The sequence below is a fragment of the Turicibacter sp. T129 genome, assembly GCF_025594975.1.
GTDB classification, from domain to species: domain Bacteria; phylum Bacillota_I; class Bacilli_A; order MOL361; family Turicibacteraceae; genus Turicibacter; species Turicibacter bilis.
In genome coordinates this window covers 1-19,800 of the sequence record NZ_JAMQUU010000057.1, presented here as the reverse complement: position 1 = coordinate 19,800, position 19,800 = coordinate 1, and the positions used below count along the sequence as shown (strand labels likewise).

The following is a 19,800-nucleotide window of genomic DNA, read 5'->3' as shown; positions in this document are numbered from 1 at the left end:
AATGGACACTCATTTTAGAGGAGGTTGTTATTTACATAGAAGGAGATTTAAGTTTAGAGGATTTAATTAATAATTTAATTGACTTAAATGGAATTGATACGACAGAATGGGAGAATAATTTAGAAGAACTTGTATCTCTTACGAAAATGATTAAAATGGAATTAGTTGATAATGAATATTCTCAAGATTGTGTTTTACGTATGTTTACTAAAGGGAAAATGGTAGTAGAAGCTGTTAATGGTCGTTTAAAGATTGATGAAATATCAGAACCTTATTATATTAAAGTGGAAGAACTAGAGAAACAATCTGATGAGGAGTTACATCAAGACATGCTCGAAACAGCTGATGCTAAGTATCAAGTAGCTTTGCGGTCTGAAGAAATCTTTAATAATTTAGCAACAGGTAGATTAGAAGATGCATATTCGAGTGGCTATTATGTGCCTACTTTAGGAATGACCATTTATTTGAAAGGGAGTGCTACTGATTATACGGTAGAGGATTATAACTTATTAGACATGATTGCAGAAACAGTGTGTGATGAATTCGGAGATTATCATATGGAGTTTGAGTTTGAAGATGGTGGTTATGGAGAATGGGATAGTGCCTTGATGAGTGTTTTTGATAAAAATGGCGTAGAGATATGGTATAACAATTTTGGATAATATGAAAGAAGCCATCAAGATTTAATTCTTGATGGCTTTCTTTAAGAAGCATATTAATTTTATTTCATTGGAATACAAATTTTATAGAAAACATTTAAAATAAAATTATAATCATTTATAAAATTAGAGCTAATAGAGTTGAATTAATCAAAACTCTTGATTACTATAAAATGGTATAAAGTTTTAATTGGTAAATGAATTTTATAAATAGATTAACAGACTATAAAATATGTTCTATTCTAGATAGCACTCTTATTAAAAGATAAGAGAAGTTTTACCATGAAAAGAAGGGTAACAAGGAGATTTATAAATGTATGATAAAAGTACACGTATATTATATATTTTAGAACAATTAATACAGAGAAATGAAATTAAAAAAGATGAAATTCAAGAAATGTTTCAAATTGATAGTCGAACTTTTGAACGAGATATTGCTTCTTTACGTGCTTATTTTGGGCAGAGAATAGGATCTTTAGAAGAGCGAATAATAGAGTATGATTATCAGAAAAAGAATTACTATTTGAGTGGTGAATCCGATTCGAAGCTAACTTCAAAACAAGTACTTATCTTGATTAAATTATTATTAGGGACTCGATCACTAGCAGTAGAAGAATTAGATGAAATGATTAATTCGCTTTTTAATTCATTAGATGTAGAAGAAAAGAAGAGAATACAATCGTTTATAGGAAATGAAAGACTTCATTTTACTCCGTTAAAGCATGATCAGAAGTTAGTGGATCGAATATGGGATTTCAGTTCAGCTATTGATCAGTCTAAAAAAATAAACATTGAATATAAAAAAGCAAATAATGAGGTAGATTTCTATACAGTTGCCCCTGTTGGTTTAGTTTTTTGTGATTTTTATTTTTATGCGGTTAGTTACGTGACGAATCGCTCAATTCCTTACCCTATTTCATTTCGAGTAGATCGAATACTTTCTTATGAGATTCAAAATGAACAATTTAAGATTCCTTATTCACATCGATTTGAATCGGGGGATTTTCGTAATAAGATTAATATGATGTATCAAGGTGAACTAATCAAGTTTACGTTTAGATTTACAGGCCATTCAGTAGAAGCAGTACTTGATAAATTCCCTGTATCAAGAGTGATAGAAGAAGGAGATGGCTACTGTATCATAGAGGCTATGTCATATGAGCAAGGGTTATTGATGTGGATACTAAGTCAAGGAGAATGGATTAAAATCCTGACCCCAAATGAATTAGTAGAAAAAATTAGAGCAAAATTAGATACGATGAGAGAGTTATATTAATATATTTTGAACTATGAATAGAAATAATTCCTCCGTCATTTTTTGTCGGATATTGTGTGATACAATTAATACAAATAACAAATATTGAAATATAAAAGTACTTATAGACGATTGTTTCCTGAATAAATAAGATTTCAGTAAAGTGTAAAGGAATAAATCGAGTTTTAGTTATTTCACAGAAATTATTTGTTGACGGAGGATAGAAAATGAGTAGTGATGATTTAAAAAAAGAACTTGTGAAACAAGTTATGAAAAATACAGGTTTAAGAGAGAGAGTTTGTACTAAGTATTTGGAACATAACAAGTATGACTTAGAAAATACGCTGAAAGAAATTTATGAGAAAGTCAATAATGGATCTATAGAAGTTGTCGGAAGTATTTCCTCGGGAGTTGTATATGGAAATATAAGTAATGCGAGTAGTATATATGGAACTGATAAATTCAATACTCCTAGAGGACATGGATTCGCTGCTGAATATGCTAATCATCTTCATGATAAAGTGAAGCATGGAGATTTTTTTGGAAATGAAAAAGTTAAGTTAGTCGGAGATGAAATTGATCCTAAAACAGGACGAATTGTTAAAAATGGTGCGGATCGAATAGTTGATGGTATTAATATTCAAACTAAATATTGTGCAAGTGGTTCCAAATGTATTTCAGAATGTTTTGAAAATGGAGTTTTAAAATATAAAAATCCGGATGGAACACCTATGCAAATAGAAGTTCCATCTGATATGTATGATTCAGCCGTAAAAGCAATGGAAAATAGGATTAAAAATGGTGAAGTTCCTGGTGTAAGTGATCCAACAAAAGCGAGAGATATTGTTAAAAGAGGAAGTTTTACATATCAACAAGCAAAAAATATAGCTAGATTTGGAACAGTAGAATCTATAACATTTGATGCAGTAAATGGTGCAATCATAGCAACGAATGCTATGGGGATTAGTGCGACACTAACATTTGCAACGTCTATTTGGAATGGAGAAGATTTTGATATAGCGTTAAAAAATGCTGCATATGCTGGATTAAGAGTAGGGGGAACTACATTTTTAACTGCTGTATTAGCAAGTCAATTATCAAAAGCTGGTCTAAATAGTGCTCTTGTAGGAAGCTCTGAAGCAATTGTATCCTTAATGGGACCAAAAGCTTCTGCAATGTTAGTTAATGCTTTCAGAAGTGGTGGAAATATTTATGGAGCAGCAGCGATGAAAAGTGCAGCTAAAATGTTAAGAGGAAATGTTATAACAGGGGCAGTTTCCGTCGTAGTTTTATCAAGCTTTGATGTTGCGAATATATTTAGAGGAAGAATTTCAGGAGCACAGTTGTTTAAAAATGTCGCAAATACAGCATCTACAGTGGCAGGAGGAACAGCGGGATGGGTCGCAGGTGCGGCAGGAGGTGCAGCAGTAGGATCAGCAATTCCTATTGTAGGGACAGCAATCGGAGGAGTTGTAGGTGGAATATTAGGATCTTTTGCAGGAGGCGCAGCAGCGGGAAAAGTATCAGGAGTAGTTTTAGATGGGTTCATTGAGGATGATGCAAATAAAATGGTGGAAAAAATTGAAGAAGTATTCATTCAACTAGCTGAAGAATATCTATTAACTAAAAAAGAAGCTGAAAAAATAGTAGATAATTTAAAAGATATACTGACAGGAAAGGTACTCAAAGATATGTTTGCTAGTTCACAGAGAATAGATTTTGCAAGAAATCTGATTGAACCACTTATAGAAGAAGAGGTTAAAAATAGAGAAAAAATTAAAATTCCTACAAATGTTGACATGTCTAAAGGATTACGTATTGCATTAGAAGAACTGTCAGATCAAGAAAATTAAAATAATAAAAAAGATTAATCTCAATTTAGTAGTCAGCTACTATACTCAGATTAATCTTTTTCTTTATATTCAATTTCCTGTAACAGTTGCGAATGTAGGGAGTAGGATAAAAAACCTCACCTCCTCATTATAACATGTAAAAAAATGAAGAAAAAGGATTATTTTACACGAAATGATAGCGTATACTAATGTCAATAAATTAAGTTCTAAAGGAGGAATGAGTGATGTTAAAGCAATTAAGTTTAAATAGGGATAAGAATTCAGGAGTAAAATTGATTAAATTTTTGGGACTCATTCCTGTTAGAATGATAAAGCGATATAGAGAGATAAAAAGAGAGAATGAGTCACTCAAAGAATTAGAAGATACTATGTTTAGTAATATAGAAGCTGATTAATTGTAAGGGGGGGAATTGTATGTGGATTAGAACACAAAATAATAGACGGTTAGTTAAGGTCAGGGAATTACAAATAAAGTCATGTAATAAGTTAGGATCTCAAGTATATCGTATTGTAGGTACTTATAGTAGATTATCATTTTTGACCAAAATAGAACTAGGTAGATATCATACAATGGAAGAAGCACAAATTATTTTGAGTGACATACAATATCATATAAATACAAAAAATCAAAAAGTTTATCAAATGAAGTAATAAGGCAACAGATGGTAAAATTCATCTGTTGTTTTTATTAAACGCTGTGTTAGACAATATTGTTGATAAGTTGAATAGAACTTCCCAAATATGGTAAACTAATAATAAACAAATGTTCGAGGTGAGTTTATGCCAACGTTAAGTTCCATCAAAGCCGATATCTTAACTTTAAATGATGGACAACAAGCTAATGTATTAAGCTATATTTCAGAGATTTTATCACTTAGCCCTGTTTCTATAACTGATTGTCGAGAAGCTCGTTTTTCAAAAGGAAAGGCTTGTCCTCATTGCGATAGCCATGAGATATGCAAGTATGGCATTACATGTGGTAAACAACGTTATAAATGCAAATCTTGTCGTCGAACATTTACAGACCTTTCAAAATCGGTTTTATCAAGTTCAAAGTTGCCATTAGAAGACTGGTTAGAATATTTTAAAGACGATAAAGAAATTTTGAAAGGAAAAAATATACTTCTTCAAACAGTAGCAAGTCAACTTGAACTAAATATTGAAGATTATAGAACGAGAACTGCTTTATTTAGATAAGATTATTTTCTATTTCTAAATAATTGATTTATCACTTATTATGTTGTAAATTATAGAAAAATATATTTTAAGGAGATTGGTTTAACATGAGCGAATGGATTGAAGTTACACTGGATAATTGTATTAGATTTCTTCCGCTATTATTAATAGGAATTCTTTTTTTAACGAAGAAAGCTTCAAATTTTGTTTCTCCTAAATATAAAAATCAACATAGTTTATTAAAAATTATAGGTTATCATCTAATTGTTTTAGCAGTAACATTCTTTTTATTAATAGAATCTTATTATTATTTTAGAATTTTCTTAGATACACGTATATTTCTTTTTATCGGATTATTACCAATTTTACTAATTATTATAGCAATTTCTTTTCATTTTTTTACGAAGCGTTTGAGGAATAAATAAAACAAAAATTATAATTATATCCTAAAAAAAGATAATGAGTATAATGCTCATTATCTTTTTAAATATTTATTAACGATTTTATCTAACACAGCGTTAAATTAAGAATTATTATAATACTCTAAAAAAAATTATTTTCGAGTATTATTTCTAAGTATCTTAACGATTAATGATAGGATGTATATTCCAGGTATAAAAATTAGTCCCAATAAAATAAGATGCCCAATAAACATAAATATCTCTTTTAAAAATTCCATTTCGTTTCCTCCTTTTTGGAAATTATACTATAAAATCTTAGAATCAAAAATGTAATAAAAAGAAAAAAATACATTTTTAACCAAAAAACTTTTATTTATTATGAAAAATGATATACTATTTAAGTAAATAGTGTAATAGGAGGAGTAGAATGAGAAAAAAAATGATGATTTTAGGGGCAGTAATGTTATTAGGAGGAGCTTTTGGGAAAAATAATGTTTTAGCTTCTACGCTTGAGACAGAGCAATTAATTGAAGAAATCAGTCTGAATATGGAAAAAGTTGACTTTGAAAAATTAAAAATGTCATATAGTGATGAGGAGATTATTGACATTATTACTGAAGAGGTTAATGATAGTATGACTGAGTTTGAAGATGAAGTTATTCTTGATTTAAATACTTCTTCTCGAAGTTTACCAACAATAAAAGAATTTAATGTTGAAACACCAAGTGGATATAACTATACAGTCACATCTGTATTTACACCACAACCAAATTTAAGAGGCTCAGGATCTGAGTCAGGATACATTAAATATAATTCAACATATACTCACCAGATAAAGACAACTACCCCATTGCTTGTTGGAAGTCAAAGTTTACATACTACTATTGCAACAAGTCCAGGTAAAATTTCAGCACAATCAGTGAATGCTTACTGTGTAGGTGGTGGGTTATATTATTGTGATCAAGGTCAAAAAGATGCTTGGTCAGAAAATTATACTATGCCAGGAACATATTCATCTTTTGCGACACGTGGTGTTTATGTTTATAGAGTAGAAGCAAGTGTTGCTGGAAGTATTGCGGCTCAAGGAAGTATTTATGCTAAGTATGGTTGCACTGCATATGATAATGTAAACCAAAGAGTAACAGTTAAAGCAACATGGAGCTATTAGTTTCATCTATTTGAAGCTTTACTATTTGATACAGCTTTTTTGTATCAATAGTTAATTAAAGAATGACAGATTGTAATATTAAGTGCAACACATAAAACTTGTGAGGGTGTAAGATAAAGTGTGTGAACTCTTAGAACAGTTGCCATAATAAGTTAACTATTTTCGATTATATAATCTGAGGAAAAATAACAATTATTCTGCTGAGATTGACATGGAGGATATTCAAAAACTAAAGCTGAATCATTAGAATAAATAGTAAAAGCCATCAAGAACTAAATCTTGATGGCTTATTTTTTAGGAGGTGAATAACATGAATCAGCCAATCATCATATATGAACGGGTACAAGAAGAATACGATCAATTCCTTCAAGAGCTGTTATAATTAGATGAAGAAGCAATAGCAGATTGATTACATGAATTAATTTTGAAAACCATGATTCTAGATTTAATTGTTGAAGAAATGTATATAGAAGATGAGTTGAACTATTTACTGGAACAGGAGGAATCTTTGAATATATTATATAAAATAATGAACGAATGTTTGTTGTTGGCGATTTGATTTGTTATAATTTATGTATAATAAATTAAAAGGAATGATGGTAAATGTTTCGGACACTAGTATATTTTAATCATAAAAAGGTAATGGAGTATAAATCCTTAATTGAAAGGAAGAAAGTAATAGAATTTAAAAATGCAACAGTAAGTACACAGAATGGATTTAAAGGAGCAATAGCATTTTTCTCAGGTGAAACTGGAGGGAAAAGTGAATTAAATGGAGATATTCTTAATAATTATTTATTGGATTGTGAAGAGTTCGAGAATGCCTTACAAGAAAGAGATGATTATTTTGATCTATTAAATTATGATGCTGATACTAATACGATACCTAATTCAACAATAATTCGATTTACAGGAACATTTAATATACCAGAAGAGTTTCATATGTTAGATATGTTGAATAAACTTAAACCGTTTTTAGTAAATAGTATTCAAGCAAACTCAACAGAGGAGCGTGAAGCTCTCAAATCCCTTTTAGGTAAAGATAGTACAAAAGTGCCACTATTCATTGAGACGGAAGATTTATTTGATGGGAGAATTTGTTTTTCAAAGGTGAATTCTAATAATTTCTGTTGTGATATCGAAAGCTTAGATGAGTTTGAGAACGAAGAGGTAACTGTTCTAGCTAAAGTTGTTTCAAAGAAGAGAGTCAATGGAAAGTCAGTTATTGTATTTGATGTATTGAAAGACTTGTTCTCCTTAAATAGAGCTATTAGAAGACAATTCGATTTACAACCAGATCCTAATATAAAAAATATTATATTGGATGAAGATTATGTGCAATTAGAGGTGTTAGCGATATATCAATAAAAAAGACTTATTATAGGAGGAAGTTATGACTAATCCGTGGATGGTAGAAAAAGCTAAGCTGGAAATAAGGTATATGTTGGAAAAGTCGAGTAATGATAGGCTTATAACACATAGAGGTGTTGCAGGGAGTGGAAGAGAAGAATATTTAGCAGAATTATTAGAAAAATATCTTACTAAAAATTATGAAATTACTGGTGGATTAATCATAAATAGTAGTGGAGCTCAATCAAATGAAACAGACTTAATTATTTATGATACTAATATTTTACCTCCCATGTATATAGATAAAATACATCATATGGTTCCTATAGAGTCTGTCACGTATGCTTTTGAGGTTAAAACAAGATTAACTAAGCGGGAGTTACAGACAACCATAGAAAAGTTTATGAATTTACAATCAATGGAATATCGTAATATGACAGTTTGTTTTGCATATAATACAGATATTATAGCGTGTGAACTTAAAAGATATAGAGGTTTAGACGATAATTTTTTACTCAATCCCGCTATAAAGTGTTTGTGTGTAGTAGGAAAAGGATATTACTTTTATATTAGTAAAATGATTAATAACAATCAAAGATACTGTGCATGGGTTGGAATTGAATCAGATGATGAAAATAAAGAAGTAGTTTGTTTATTAGGTGGGGTAGCTAATACTTTAAATCAGAAGGCGCGTCTAGGAGAATATTTGTTAGAATCAGGTGAATTTGATTATTTTTATCAAGCAATCTTCGATCAAAATGATAATCTGATACAAAAAAGTGAGGAAAATAGATCGTTAATGTAGAATAACTTTCTATATAAAAAAGATTAATCTCAATGTAGTAGTGATCTACTATACTCAGATTAATCTTTTTCTTTTTGCTCCATTTTCCTGTAACAGTTGCGGACGTGGATATTATGGTGGAGATGGGGGGAGTCGAACCCCCGTCCTAAAACACCGACCACTTAACTTTCTACAAGTTTAGTCTCCTATTAAATTTAACGGGTGACTGGTTAGGCGACACACCTGTCAGACCGCGAGTTTGATCATCTCTTCTAGGCTATTCAAACGGCACAGACTAGCGTATCCCACTACAGTGAGCCTAGTCATTCAACATGGGCGATTGAATGGTAGGCAGCTACGTTATATTAAGCAGCTAATTGTAAGTTTGTTTTTCCGGTTATTAAAACCTCGACCTTTTAACGTGGGTTAGCACGACTTGCTTATTAAGCTCAAATGCCCCAGTCGAATCCGTAACATCCCCAGGTTAATTTGATTACATAAAACATTATACTTTATTTTATCTCATTTGACAAGTTCTCATAACTGTCAATCCAAGTCAACACTCCCAATAGTATGTGAATTTAAACAATTCTTATGTTTCAAATTACTAAAAAAAGTGAAAACGTGTTTAATATCTCAGATTTGGTTCATAATAAAAACGTGATTTCTGTTAAACAGTCCAAACTGAGGTGAATTATGCTAAATATTATAACGAACATACTATTAACGGTGATGTCTATCTTGTCATCATCAAACGTATTAGTTACTAATCTCGAGCAAAACCAAATTGAATCACAACAATTAATGAATGTATTAATTTCTACCGAGGAAAATGAAACACAAATTAGTTTTTTAAATAAAGAATCTAATGATGATACACCATCAAATCAAAAACAGGAGTCACAAGAACTTCACAAAGTGAACTCATCTTCTGAAGTAAGTGATATTCCTAGAATAGAGGAAGATGAAGCAAAGAAAAAGGCAGCTTTAGCTAACCTACAGGCAGCTTTAAGTGAAAGTCAAAATGAAGACTTAGAAGAGAACCCACAACAAGAAGTTTCAAATCAAGCATTCAAGCTTAGTAGTTCAGGTGATGAAATTGTAAAAGTGATACCACTATCAACGATCTCAAATTCTGATAGTAAAGTAGATGAAACGGAGACTGTTTTTAAAGATTATCGTCAGACATTTTATAGTGTAACAGGTGGTGAGGTTAAAGTCGGGTATGGTCTTACTTATCAAGATGATAGCGTTAAGGTGATTGATAACGTGATGCACTATTATGATGCTCAATATGAATGGCTTCCTATTGTTGCGATAAACATTGATGAAGTATTAGAAGTGGGACTAAATGAACGTGGCATTCCTAATTACTATGGAACAGTTTTAGAAATTACTTATCCAGAAGGAGATACACAAAAAGCTATTGTTTTAGATGCATGTGGTGCTTGTAGTTGGGACAACCGTATTGATTTATGGGTGTATGATCATGATTATCAGCATGATATTAAAGGAATTGAATATCGTATCGTTAGGGAAGGATTTAAAGATGATAAAGAACAATCATGATATTGAGTCACTACAAGTAATGCTTATTAAAATGATAGAAGATCGTATGTTAAGTGAAGATGATTATAATTTAATAACGAAATACTTAGATAAGTTAAAAAATGATTTAAATAAAAAGTAGGTTTCGCTCGACCTACTTTTTTGTATTTTCTAACAACGTTTGACTATGACTTAAAAGAAAATCTTTAAATGCTGTAATGGATGGGGTGACATATTGATTTCGAACTGATGCCAGATAAATGTAACGTTCATGTTTAGGGTTTGTAATCGGTAAAATCTTGACGTTGAATTGTTCTAAAAATTGAATTCGAGGAATAATTGCAATACCATAATTCACAGAGACTAAACCTGCTACTGCAGTATCTTCTTCAACTTCACAACGAATGGTTGGATGGATATTTGCTGCATTAAACAAAGAATCAATGATCTTACGGACTCCGCTTTCTTTATTGAAGGAGATAAATGGATAATCAATGGTCTCGTTTAAATCAATCGTTTCTTTTTGTGCTAAAGGATGCTGAGGCGGTACAATCATCACCAATTCTTGCTGAGTAATTGGAATAAATTCGATGTCTGGTTCATTTTCAACATAGGAGCAGAGAGCTAAGTCGTATTTTTCGGATTTTAAATCTTGAATCAGTTGTTTTGTGTTACCTTGCCCAAATGAGAAGCGAATATTTTGATGAGTCTCATGCTTTGAAAATTCCGTGATAAGATGAGGAATAAAGCTCGCACCTAACGTATAAATGAACCCCAACTCAATTGAACCATTTGTTTGATTAGTTAATTCACGTAATTTTTTTTCGCCTAACGCCAATTCATCTAAGGCATTTTCGACGTAAGTTAGGAAAAAACGTCCGTGTTTTGTTAAACGAATATTTCGTCCGTGTTTTTCAAAAAGAGATGTTCCAAGATCTTTTTCAAGTGAAGCAATGGCATGACTTAAACTCGGTTGAGTAATAGAGAGTTGTTCAGCAGCTTGTGTATAATGTTCTAACTTAGCTAAAACTCGAAAGTATTGAAGATGGTTTAAGTTCATATTGGGTCACCTGCCACTATTAAAAGTTTTATTATTTGATAATAGTATATCACACCTATAGATAAAATGAATGAATTTAATAATAGGAAGCGATTAGAAATCATTAAAATAAGAATTGATGATTATTGATTTAATGTGTCTTTCAATACCCTAAAAATTTTAACGTCTATTGGATGACAGTAACCTTGATTAGTTTTAAAGACATTGAAAAAATTTATCAGTAAATAAATCAGTTCCCATTTCTAGGCTCTTTCATATTTTATAGTAAAGAGATCGGAGGGGATGGTGTTGTGATTAGAAAAGAAATTGGTTATTTAAAGTTAACAACTGTGCTTATTCAGTTGCTTATTATTTTAATGTTAGCACCTGTGACTAAAAATTTTGTTGACCAACTATTTGGGGGACTTCTGATTAACGAACTAACGTTATTCATTCTATTTTTATTACATGGCTACACTTATCGAGAATGTAGCCGAAGTCGTATGTTAAAAAGTGGACACCTATTCGGAATCACAGCTGTCATGTTCCAAGTTAGTATCCCACTATATGTCTTATCAACACTCATACTTGGGGTTGAAACCTATCTACTACTAGCTAACCGTTGGCCCTTCAAAGGAAACTCAGTTAACCAAATCAAAAAAATTAAACATAAATAAAAAGAGCAAACAGCAATGTTTGCTCTTTTCATTAAAGGCTTTAGCCTGTTGAGCTCGCGAAGCGTGCGAAACATAAAACCACCTGCTATGCGGGTGGGAAATAAAGGTTATACCACTAAAAAATCACCTTTCTTCCTATAATAGAGTTGTTCAGGCTACTATTTTAGAAGAGAAAGGTGATTTTTATGGCCAATAAGGCAAATAGTTTATCTCACACAAAGTGGATGTGTAAATATCACATTGTGTTTACTCCTAAGTATAGACGAAAAATAATTTATAATCAATATAAAACCAGTATAAGGGATATATTAAAACAATTATGCGCCTACAAAGGAGTAGAAATAATAGAAGGACATCTGATGCCAGATCATGTCCATATGTTAGTAAGTATCCCACCCAAAATGAGCGTCTCAAGTTTCATGGGATATTTGAAGGGGAAAAGTGCATTGATGATTTTTGATAAACATGCAAATTTAAAATATAAATTTGGAAATAGACACTTTTGGGCTGAAGGATATTACGTAAGTACAGTTGGATTAAATGAAGCAACGATTAAGAAATATATACAGGAACAAGAAAGCCATGATATAGCCATGGATAAATTAAGTGTAAAAGAATATGAAGACCCTTTTAAAGGGTAGCTAGCCATACGAAAACTCCTTCAGGAGTAAGCAAAAGCGGCAAAGGCAAGTAGCTTGAACAAAGTGAAAGCTAGCGCCTTGAGACGCTAGCCGGTAACAAGGGCTTATAGACCTAGTGAAAACCACCCGTTTGACGGGTGGTTTTTATTTTTAAATCATTATTCTAAAGAATCTTTTGTAAATGGGATAATAACTTTATTATTAGATTCATCATAGAAGGTTACACTGAATTTAGAATCATCATTCGCGTATATATATGGTAGGAATTCATGATCTATAACTTCAGGGAAAGGAATTGCAAAGGCTCCCTTTGGAATGTCAGTCGTGTATTGGTTATTGTTAATATTTATTGTCATAACTTCTGCATTTTCATTCCATCCGACAATTAATAAGGAAAAGTCTTTTCTGTCTTGAGGGCTATAGGGTTCATTTAAAGTGTATATATCATACATGGGCTCTTGATTTAATGAAAGCTTACATAAAAATAATGGTTTTAAACGACTAAAGTTAGCTTTATAGTAACCACTAATAGTTATAGCCAATCCATCTTCTTCTACAGTTAGTTGATAGGGATCAAACGCAACTGTTGTTTTTCCTTCTAAAGTAGATAAAGGAAGAGTCTCGAGATGCAACACTACTAAAATACTTACAATGTAACCTATTATTATACTAACAGTTGAATGATAAAAAATTCGCATTGAATTTGAATTCATGTTTCTTATTTTTTCAAGAAGTTGCTGTTTTTTTGAAAGAACTAAAACTTTAAACATTAAGCGATAAATAGATCCTCCAATAATAAATCCAAGGACATTCAAGAGGATATCATCAATGTTTAAGTATTGATTGATTTTGAAGAGTTGTAATAACTCGACAATAAAAGAAGTCATAAAACCAATTTTTATAAGTTTTGAATAATTTTTTTGATCGATAAATAGTAAGAATAAAAGAAATCCAAAAGGGATGGTAATTATAATGGTTTTTAAAATGGAAATTAAATTATCTTGAATTGTATTTAATGTATATACTACTGGGATAAAATTTGCCTGTTTGAGAGTATCAGTTAAATTTAAAGTAAATTCTGTGTCTTGAAACAAAGTAATTTTTATAAAGATTATAAGGTAAACTAGAAATGCCAAAATAGTGATATCATTTAAATTTAATTTTCTTTTCTTTTTTTGAATGTATCTGACATACTTCAATATAACTAATAATCCTAAAATTATTGGGATAATATACTTCATATTTATCACCTACTTTTTCATTTTAAATAAATTATACCAATAATATCTAAAAAATAGTATAATTTTAGTGATATTAATAAGAAGAGGGGAAGAATATGAAAAAATTATTTACAGCTGTGTTTTTATTTGTGGCTTTAATGATGGCTAGTAAGACAACATTTGCAAGTGAGATCATTATTAATGACCCAGATGTTCAAGTAATCGTTGAGAAAGGGGATTCTCCTTTATCTAATATTAAGGGGAGAGTTGATCACTATACTGATATTTATACATATGGATTATCACGCCCAATGAGTGCGCATAACTTAGTTAAAGGTTATAATTTTGGTGTAAGTGCCTCTGCATCAGATATTTATTCAAATTATTATTTTACAAATCACAATGGTCGTATAAATATTTATTTAGATGAATATCACGGTAAAGGTTTTTTTGACAAAACATATAAGTTTTATTTCTACGAACAGGGTTCAAATAAGTTAATTATGAGTACTTCTTTAGATAAAGGAGAAAAAGTTACGGTCCATGTGTTAAACTTATCAACAAGTAAAGGGTACTACTTCAAAATCGTTCCAAATAATCAAACGAATATTAGTGGGAAAGTTTATCGATAATCAATCAAAAAAAGAGTAAGTTATTATTAGAGCAACTTACTCTTTTTTTGTAAATTTTTCTTTATTTTTTTATTTATTCAATTTTAGCACGAATCTTTATTATTAAAAGTTTTTGATTCGAGCCATCATTTCTTCTATTTATCTTCATAAAATAAAACAATTTTTTTGTAAAATGGCTAAAATTAGTTAAAAAAATGGAGGGAGAGTTGACGGGAATATTCATTCATATCATAATTAGTATAAGTACCTAAAAATAGTGGGTATGGGAGTAAGGAGGAAACATATGTTTGATCATTCGAATTGTGGGATTGGGGCCATTGCCAATCTAGATGGGGCATATAGTCATGAAATTATTGAACAAGGGATGACTTTATTAAAAGCCCTTAGCCATCGTGGTGGAACATCAAAAGATGGAACAGGGGATGGATGCGGGATCCTATTACAAATCCCAAAACATTTTTATCACAAAAAATATGGAATTAGTGGGCCATTTGCGGTCATGATGGCATTCTTGCCAAAAGAGATTGAAGATCGCAAAGTAGCCGTTGACAGTATCTATGAGGCTGTTCATCATTTTAATATGAAAGTCATTAAAGAAATTGAAGTACCAGTTGACTCAACATTTTTAACGCCGACAGCCAAAAAAACAGAGCCAATTCCAACTCAATTTATCTTTGATATGACTAATTATGATGAGGCCATGTTATATAAACTTCGTCGTCGTATTGAACAACACTTTAAAGATGCAAAATTATCAGATCGAACATGTTATATTTTATCATGTTCATCACAAACGATTGTTTATAAAGGATTATTACGACCAGAAGAGCTTCCAAACTATTATTTAGATTTAAAAGATGAAGATTTTACCTCAAATTTCTGTATCGTTCATCAACGATTTAGTACGAATACAAAACCTTCATGGAATTTAGCGCAACCATTCCGCTACTTAGCACACAACGGGGAAATTAATACTGTGTCAGGGAATATTAAATGGTCAAATGCGCGTGTGGGATTAGCGACTCATCAAGAAGTGTATCCAATTTGTAATGAGAGACACTCAGATAGTGCGAACCTAGACCGAACACTCGAAGCACTTCTTCATGAAAACTTCGAGTTAGAAGATGCAGTGACTCGTTTATTACCAAAAGCTTATGAGCAAGATGCACGATTAAGCGATGACTTAAAAGCTTATTATGAATATAGTGGATTAAAACAAGAAGCATGGGATGGACCAGCAGGGGTAATTGTCTGTGATGGTCATAAATTAATTGCGACACTTGATCGCAATGGATTACGTCCATTCCGCTACATTCAAACGGAAAATCAAATCATTTTAGCCTCTGAAATCGGAGTTTTAAATACACCACTTGAAGACATCAAAGTCGCAAGTCGTATCCAAGCAAGTGAAATTCTTTGTGTGGACTTAGATACACAAACGATTACGACAGATGCAGATATCAAAGCAGTTTTAGCGACACAACAACCTTATCGCGAGTGGTTAAGTGAGAAAGTCATTAAACCAAATGCGACGCACAACTTCTGTCCAGATATTCAGAACTTTGAAGAAAATGAGAAAAAATTTGCTTACACAAAAGCTGAATATTTACAAGAGTTAAAATCATTAGTCGAGACTGGAAAAGAAGCCATTGGCTCATTCCCTTATACAGCGGCTTTAAATTTATTACAAGATCGTCCACAATTATTCTTTGACTTCTTTAAACAAAACTTTGCTCAAGTCACGAATCCACCATTAGATTCGATTCGTGAAAAATCAGTCTTCTCATTAACTTCCAGCTTAACGTCTGTTACTTCATTACATGATGGTAAACTCGATTTCCCAGTTTATGAATTTTCAACACCGTTAATCACGAGTGATCAGTTTGAAGCCATTTTAAATGAGAAGCAATTTAATCCAGCGATTATTAGCTTAGCTTGCCAAACAACCCTTTGTGAATCGATTGAAATTTTCAAAGCTAATATTAAAAAGACGGTTAATGAAGGAACAAAGGTCATTATTTTAGATCAAGAAGCAGCGGGAAAAGTTATTCCGTCATTAATGGCAACGACGGTGGCACATGATGTATTAGTTGACTTAGGAAAACGTCTAGAAGTTCGTTTAGTTGTGAAATCGGCAGATGCACGTTTACCAATTCATCATGCGATGTTAATTGCTTATGGAGCAGACGTTATTTTTCCATATTTCTGCTATGAATATATTGCGCGTCAGGTAGAAAATAAAGATGAAGCATTGAGTACTTATATTAAAGGATGCGATGCTGCTTTATTAAAATTAATGGCGAAGATGGGGATTGCAACGATTGCTTCTTATCGTGGATCAAAAGTATTTGAAGTCGTTGGTCTAGATGAAGAAGTCACATCTTTATTCACAACAAAAGCTTCTATTTTTGGTGGAAAATCATTTGAAGATCTTGATACCAATCTGCTTGGAGAAGGTCTTGACTTAAATAAAGTAAACGAATATCAAAATATGGATTCAACCTTCATGAACCATGCGTACTCGAAAAAATTCATTAAAGACATTAAAGCAGCCGTTGCAGCGAATGATTATGAAACGTTCAAAGCGATTATGGAAGCCGAGCGTAACCGTAAAATCAACTTACGTGACTGTTTAGAATTGCAGAGTGAGACTCAATTACCACTTGAAGAGGTGCAAAGTGAAGAAGAAATCGTTCGTCAATTTGTTGCCTCAGCCATGTCATATGGGGCCTTGTCGATTGAAGCTCATCGTACGATTGCTCGTGCGATGAACGAACTAGGAGCAGCTTCAAATAGTGGTGAAGGTGGAGAATTGGTTGAGCGTTTTGGGACAATCACAGCCTCAAAAGTGAAACAAGTCGCATCAGGCCGCTTTGGAGTGACGTATGATTACTTAAGAAGTGCCCAAGAAATTCAAATTAAAATGGCACAGGGAGCAAAACCAGGAGAGGGTGGACATTTACCAAAATCAAAAGTCGATGAACATATCGCCCGTGTTCGCTATGCGAAACAAGGAGTAGATTTAATTTCACCACCTCCACATCATGATATTTATTCAATTGAAGATTTAGCGCAATTAATTTATGATTTACAAACAACAAATCCAAGCGCAACGGTGAGTGTGAAATTAGCCTCATTAGCTAATGTTGGAACCATTGCGAATGGAGTTGTTAAAGCGGGTGCAAAAAAAGTTGTTATTTCAGGATTTAATGGCGGAACCGGAGCTTCTCCAAAATCATCATTAAAATATACTGGGCTACCATGGGAGTATGGATTATTCCAAACTCATAAATCATTACTTGAAAATGATGTACGTCATGAAACGCTGATTCAAGTAGATGGACAAATTAAGTCAGGATATGATGTTGTTTTAGGATCAATCTTAGGAGCGGATGAATTTGGATTCGGAACGATGTGCTTAGTCATGGTAGACTGTATTGGATGTAAGCAATGTCATACTGGAAAATGTCCAGCAGGAATTACGACACAAAATGAAACATTACGTTCACGTTTAAAAGAGGATCCAACAATGTTAAAAACATATATGACATTTGTTGCTCGTCAAACTCGTGAATTAATGGCTAATTTAGGTGTTCGCACGTTAGCAGAGCTTCGTGGACGTACAGAATTGATTCAAATTCCAACAGAAAATGCATATCATTTAAAGCTTGACTGGTTAGAATCATTACCAGTGACACAAGAAATGAATGTGGTGAATCCGACACTTAATGCAGTCAATCTGTCAACGAATGAAGTTAATACGATTGATACGTCTTTAAGAACACTTGGGGTTCAATTTGTGAGTGAGGAAGCACGTACATTTAAAACATATGGCTATGCGGGACAAAGTTTTGGAGCTCTTATGAATGAAAGTGTTGAGTTAATCCATACAGGTTATGCAAATGATTATGTTGGGAAAGGATTAAGCGGTGGACATATCACGGTTAAAGCAGACGAAACGACACGCCAAAAAGCCGATCAAGATCCGACTTATACGAATCATCACTTAATTGCTGGAAATACGATTCTTTATGGGGCAACATCAGGAACATGTTATTTAGAAGGTCGTGTTGGAGAACGTTTTGCTGTCCGTAATTCAGGAGCAACAGCCGTCAACCACGGAATGGGTGTTCATGCTTGTGAATATATGACAGGCGGGGTTGTTGTCTCACTTGGATCGGTTCAAGCGAATGTTGGAGCCGGAATGACAGGTGGATTACTATATCTATACAAAGCAAAATATTTAAATGAAAAATTAAATGAATCTTATGTTAAAGCATTTGACATGAAAAATCGTCATATCGAGATTTTAAAAGAAATATTAGTTGATTATGTCGCAAAAACAAACAATCAATTAGCCACACAAATTTTAAATAACTTCGAACACGAAGTTTTAAACTTCACCCTCGTCACATCAGCTGACTATTATCAATTAGAACTATAACTAAAAGGGACACCTCGTTTGAGATGTCCCTCTTTAAATTTCTTATAATTCATTACTGATTTCTTTGTTTAGAATTTGATATCACGACTTTATCAATGTTTTTATTATTTTTTTGAAAATAAAGTTTGAAAGAATACTTTAATAGGAAGTGGATTAGAGTTTCCTAGAAGTATAGTTGGAGCTTTTTTTAGCAGGATATTTATTAAACAAATTGAGTTAGCTGTATCAGATGAAATCATAGGAACATGGATTTTAGGCGCACTTTTAACTTATCCATTATCAACACTGGTACTTGGAAAAGAAGTGGCGGTCTTGGTTTATCTCGTTCTATTTCAATTAGTTTGGGAGAAGTGAATCTAACAAAAAAGACTGGCTAGCGTCCTAGCAGTCTTTTTGTTAGTGTATTCTATGGTTCGATATGCGTTAAAGGTTAATGTTTTTGTTCTTTTTTCTTTGTTGTGACACCTGTTCCAGGAACAGGTTCACCAGGTTCATAAATTTTACCTGGTTGTTTCACTTTCTTTTCATTATACTTATGCATTTTACCAGACATCGTAATTCACCTCCATAATCGTTATCATTTACTAAAATGATAGAACTAATCCATAAAAGTAAAAATAATCAGATCATTAGATAAGAGAAAAAAATTAGATGTATTAAAAATAATGGTAATCATTCTAAATTTTATAAATTAACCTTGCTGTTAAAGAAAAAATATGGATAAAATTCGAAAAAATATTTTAATTATGGAAAAAATATTATAAAATGTATGTGTAAAGTGTATATATTGGCAAATCTAGGGAAATCTAGAGGCGCAAAGCTAAAGGGGCTAAGGTTTATATAAACTATGCCAGCCAGTTGCCGAAGAATGATAATTCTTTGTATTTCATAAAAGAAATAATAACAAGCTTTGAACAGGCTTTTTTTATGATGTTTTTTTGGCTCTTTGTCAA

At 32.1% G+C, this 19,800-nt stretch carries 20 protein-coding genes, 1 other RNA gene and 1 riboswitch; of the genes, 17 read left to right on the top strand and 4 right to left on the bottom strand.

The genetic code is table 11. From position 1 onward, the window contains the following. The 10 genes from NEH75_RS10360 to NEH75_RS10315 all read left to right on the top strand — a co-directional run. The coding region (locus tag NEH75_RS10360) for a hypothetical protein (protein WP_262948852.1) at positions 1-662 on the top strand (662 nt) is incomplete at its 5' end. Positions 663-972: 310 nt separating this feature from the next. Further along, positions 973-1,935: a helix-turn-helix transcriptional regulator gene (locus tag NEH75_RS10355; RefSeq protein WP_262940926.1), complete on the top strand. Its 963-nt coding sequence runs from the start codon at positions 973-975 to the stop codon at positions 1,933-1,935. Between the two features lie 206 nt (positions 1,936-2,141). Continuing rightward, positions 2,142-3,767 carry a hypothetical protein gene (locus tag NEH75_RS10350; protein ID WP_262940925.1) on the top strand — a complete coding sequence of 542 codons (1,626 nt, stop codon included), beginning with the start codon at positions 2,142-2,144 and terminating at the stop codon, positions 3,765-3,767. Between the two features lie 224 nt (positions 3,768-3,991). Continuing rightward, positions 3,992-4,162, top strand: a complete 171-nt coding sequence (locus NEH75_RS10345; RefSeq protein WP_262940924.1) for a hypothetical protein — start codon at positions 3,992-3,994, stop codon at positions 4,160-4,162. 19 nt (positions 4,163-4,181) lie between these two features. Then, positions 4,182-4,418, top strand: a complete 237-nt coding sequence (locus tag NEH75_RS10340; protein ID WP_262940923.1) for a hypothetical protein — start codon at positions 4,182-4,184, stop codon at positions 4,416-4,418. A 129-nt stretch (positions 4,419-4,547) separates the two neighbouring features. After that, on the top strand, positions 4,548-4,964 hold the full coding sequence (locus tag NEH75_RS10335) for a hypothetical protein (RefSeq protein ID WP_262940922.1): 417 nt from the start codon (positions 4,548-4,550) through the stop codon (positions 4,962-4,964). An 86-nt stretch (positions 4,965-5,050) separates the two neighbouring features. After that, positions 5,051-5,368 (top strand): hypothetical protein, encoded by a 318-nt coding sequence (locus tag NEH75_RS10330; RefSeq protein ID WP_262940921.1) that lies wholly within the window; start codon positions 5,051-5,053, stop codon positions 5,366-5,368. A gap of 403 nt (positions 5,369-5,771) precedes the next feature. Continuing rightward, positions 5,772-6,512 carry a hypothetical protein gene (locus NEH75_RS10325; protein WP_262948851.1) on the top strand — a complete coding sequence of 247 codons (741 nt, stop codon included), beginning with the start codon at positions 5,772-5,774 and terminating at the stop codon, positions 6,510-6,512. Positions 6,513-7,115: 603 nt separating this feature from the next. Continuing rightward, positions 7,116-7,880, top strand: a complete 765-nt coding sequence (locus NEH75_RS10320) for a hypothetical protein (RefSeq protein ID WP_262940919.1) — start codon at positions 7,116-7,118, stop codon at positions 7,878-7,880. A gap of 25 nt (positions 7,881-7,905) precedes the next feature. Further along, positions 7,906-8,667 carry a DUF6602 domain-containing protein gene (locus tag NEH75_RS10315; RefSeq protein ID WP_262940918.1) on the top strand — a complete coding sequence of 254 codons (762 nt, stop codon included), beginning with the start codon at positions 7,906-7,908 and terminating at the stop codon, positions 8,665-8,667. Positions 8,668-8,781: 114 nt separating this feature from the next. Here the strand turns inward: NEH75_RS10315 and ssrA are convergent. Then, positions 8,782-9,127, bottom strand: a transfer-messenger RNA (tmRNA) gene (gene ssrA, locus NEH75_RS10310). A gap of 215 nt (positions 9,128-9,342) precedes the next feature. On the opposite strand from ssrA, the gene NEH75_RS10305 reads away from it, so the two are divergent. Both NEH75_RS10305 and NEH75_RS10300 read left to right on the top strand, forming a co-directional pair. Beyond that, complete coding sequence (locus NEH75_RS10305) at positions 9,343-10,215, top strand: hypothetical protein (RefSeq protein WP_237297047.1); 873 nt, start codon at positions 9,343-9,345, stop codon at positions 10,213-10,215. Continuing rightward, complete coding sequence (locus NEH75_RS10300) at positions 10,196-10,336, top strand: hypothetical protein (RefSeq protein WP_156343943.1); 141 nt, start codon at positions 10,196-10,198, stop codon at positions 10,334-10,336. Before NEH75_RS10305 ends, NEH75_RS10300 begins: the two co-directional genes overlap by 20 nt. A 12-nt stretch (positions 10,337-10,348) precedes the next feature. Here NEH75_RS10300 and NEH75_RS10295 read toward each other — a convergent pair whose 3' ends face one another. After that, complete coding sequence (locus tag NEH75_RS10295) at positions 10,349-11,254, bottom strand: LysR family transcriptional regulator (protein ID WP_262940917.1); 906 nt, start codon at positions 11,252-11,254, stop codon at positions 10,349-10,351. Between the two features lie 290 nt (positions 11,255-11,544). Here NEH75_RS10295 and NEH75_RS10290 point away from each other — a divergent pair, with 290 nt between their 5' ends. Together NEH75_RS10290 and tnpA are read left to right on the top strand one after the other, a co-directional pair. After that, a complete protein-coding gene (locus NEH75_RS10290) occupies positions 11,545-11,910 on the top strand; it encodes a hypothetical protein (RefSeq protein WP_055305769.1) in 366 nt (121 codons plus the stop codon). A 185-nt stretch (positions 11,911-12,095) separates the two neighbouring features. Next, complete coding sequence (gene tnpA / locus NEH75_RS10285; protein ID WP_055166236.1) at positions 12,096-12,551, top strand: IS200/IS605 family transposase; 456 nt, start codon at positions 12,096-12,098, stop codon at positions 12,549-12,551. 158 nt (positions 12,552-12,709) lie between these two features. Here the strand turns inward: tnpA and NEH75_RS10280 are convergent, their stop codons facing one another. Continuing rightward, positions 12,710-13,792 carry a VanZ family protein gene (locus tag NEH75_RS10280; RefSeq protein WP_055305979.1) on the bottom strand — a complete coding sequence of 361 codons (1,083 nt, stop codon included), beginning with the start codon at positions 13,790-13,792 and terminating at the stop codon, positions 12,710-12,712. A gap of 95 nt (positions 13,793-13,887) precedes the next feature. On the opposite strand from NEH75_RS10280, the gene NEH75_RS10275 reads away from it, so the two are divergent. From NEH75_RS10275 to NEH75_RS13640, 3 genes are all read left to right on the top strand, one after another. Next, positions 13,888-14,403 (top strand): hypothetical protein, encoded by a 516-nt coding sequence (locus NEH75_RS10275; RefSeq protein ID WP_055305980.1) that lies wholly within the window; start codon positions 13,888-13,890, stop codon positions 14,401-14,403. A 283-nt stretch (positions 14,404-14,686) separates the two neighbouring features. After that, positions 14,687-18,847, top strand: a complete 4,161-nt coding sequence (gene gltB / locus NEH75_RS10270) for a glutamate synthase large subunit (protein ID WP_055305981.1) — start codon at positions 14,687-14,689, stop codon at positions 18,845-18,847. Positions 18,848-18,988: 141 nt separating this feature from the next. Continuing rightward, complete coding sequence (locus NEH75_RS13640; protein ID WP_082417984.1) at positions 18,989-19,201, top strand: energy coupling factor transporter S component ThiW; 213 nt, start codon at positions 18,989-18,991, stop codon at positions 19,199-19,201. 76 nt (positions 19,202-19,277) lie between these two features. Here the strand turns inward: NEH75_RS13640 and NEH75_RS10265 are convergent, their stop codons facing one another. Then, positions 19,278-19,400 (bottom strand): hypothetical protein, encoded by a 123-nt coding sequence (locus NEH75_RS10265; protein ID WP_256637878.1) that lies wholly within the window; start codon positions 19,398-19,400, stop codon positions 19,278-19,280. 226 nt (positions 19,401-19,626) lie between these two features. Beyond that, a riboswitch (cyclic di-GMP riboswitch) is annotated at positions 19,627-19,713 on the top strand. The last annotated feature ends 87 nt before the right edge of the window (positions 19,714-19,800 follow it).